The following is a 1604-nucleotide window of genomic DNA, read 5'->3' as shown; positions in this document are numbered from 1 at the left end:
CGGTAAATTCATCGCGGTGCTCAAGAAGCGTCCGTTTCACATGTTGCCGGCCGTCAACACGCTTTTTAATGCGTTGCTTCAGCACCCTCAGTTCAAGACGGTAGATTTCTCCGCCCTTTGTGTTTCGCAGGCGGGTGGCATGGCCGCGTCCGAAGGTACGGCGAAACACTGGTTGCAGGTTACAGGTTGCCCCATGATTGAAGGCTGGGGCATGAGCGAGACTTGCGCCATCGGCACCAACAATCCGGTGATGAACAAGGAGTTCACCGGCACCATCGGCCTGCCGTTGCCCAGCATCGAAATCGCCATCAAGGATGACGATGGCCTATCGCTCGCACTTGGCGAATCCGGCGAGATCTGTATCAAGGGTCCGCAAGTCATGACGGGCTATTACCAGCAGCCTGAAGAGAACAAAAAGGCGTTCACCTCCGATGGCTTCATGCGCACCGGTGATATTGGCATCATGGACGAGCGCGGTTACACCAAAATCATCGATCGCAAGAAGGACATGATCATTGTTTCGGGATTCAATGTGTTCCCCAATGAACTTGAGAACGTCATTTCCCTGTGCCCAGGCGTTGTTGAGTGCGCAGCCATTGGCATTGCCGACGAAAAGCAGGGCGAAGCTATCAAGGTTTTTGTGGTGAAAAATGACCCTACACTGACCGAAGACGATGTGAGCGCCTATTGCAAACAGCACCTTACTGGGTACAAACGCCCCAAATACATTGAATTTCGCGATGACTTGCCCAAAACCAACGTTGGAAAAATCCTCAGGCGTGAACTGCGAACGGCGGCCTGAAGCGCTGCAGGGTTTGCTAGCTTCTGATGGCCAAGCCTGATTTACCCGCAGGAATGCAGGTTTTTGAGCGCGGCTGGCTCTCTGCAAACAATATTCTTTTCACCGGCGGTGGAAAAACCTTGCTGGTTGACAGTGGTTATTGCACGCACGCGCCGCAAACGCTGTCGTTGATCGAGTCCGTCCTCGGGTTCCGTCCTCTCGATATTCTCGTCAACACGCACCTGCACAGCGATCACTGCGGCGGCAATGCTGCCTTGCAGGCGCGTTATCCCGATTTGCATACCCTTATTCCTCCTGGCCATGCACAACAAGTAGCCGACTGGGATCCCGTGGCGCTGACTTATTTTCCGACCGGTCAGCTGTGCCCACGGTTCACCTTCACTGATGCGATGAAGCCGGGTGGGTCCATGCGGTTCGGGTCCGAGATGTGGCAGATTCATGCGGCACCTGGGCATGACCCGCACTCGCTGATTTTCTTTGAACCCCAAAGTCGTGTGCTTATTTCTGCCGATGCTTTGTGGGAGAACGGCTTCGGCGTGGTGTTTCCCGAGCTGGAAGGTGCCGATGCATTCACTGAGGTCGCCGCGACTCTGGATTTGATTGAGCAATTGAACCCCAAAATCGTCATTCCCGGGCACGGCCGTGTCTTTGCCTATACCTCCGAGGTGCTAACGCTAGCACGTCAGCGGTTGAATTCATTTGTAAGCAATCCGCCCAGGCATGCGCACCATGCTGCTAAGGTTCTGCTGAAATTCAAATTACTCGAAATTCAACGCCAGGATTTCGATGACTTTGCAAAATG

Annotated in this window: 2 protein-coding genes; both read left to right on the top strand. The window is 53.9% G+C overall.

Features of this window, described 5'->3' with window-relative positions; all coding sequences use genetic code 11:
- A partial coding sequence (locus AC1D1X_RS22885; protein WP_477699285.1) for an AMP-binding protein occupies positions 1 to 802 on the top strand: 802 nt, incomplete at its 5' end.
- A gap of 26 nt (positions 803 to 828) precedes the next feature.
- A partial coding sequence (locus AC1D1X_RS22880; RefSeq protein WP_477699284.1) for an MBL fold metallo-hydrolase occupies positions 829 to 1604 on the top strand: 776 nt, incomplete at its 3' end.

Source organism: Polaromonas sp. P1_G4 (assembly GCF_056405475.1).
This window is presented reverse-complemented; position numbering and strand designations above follow the sequence as displayed.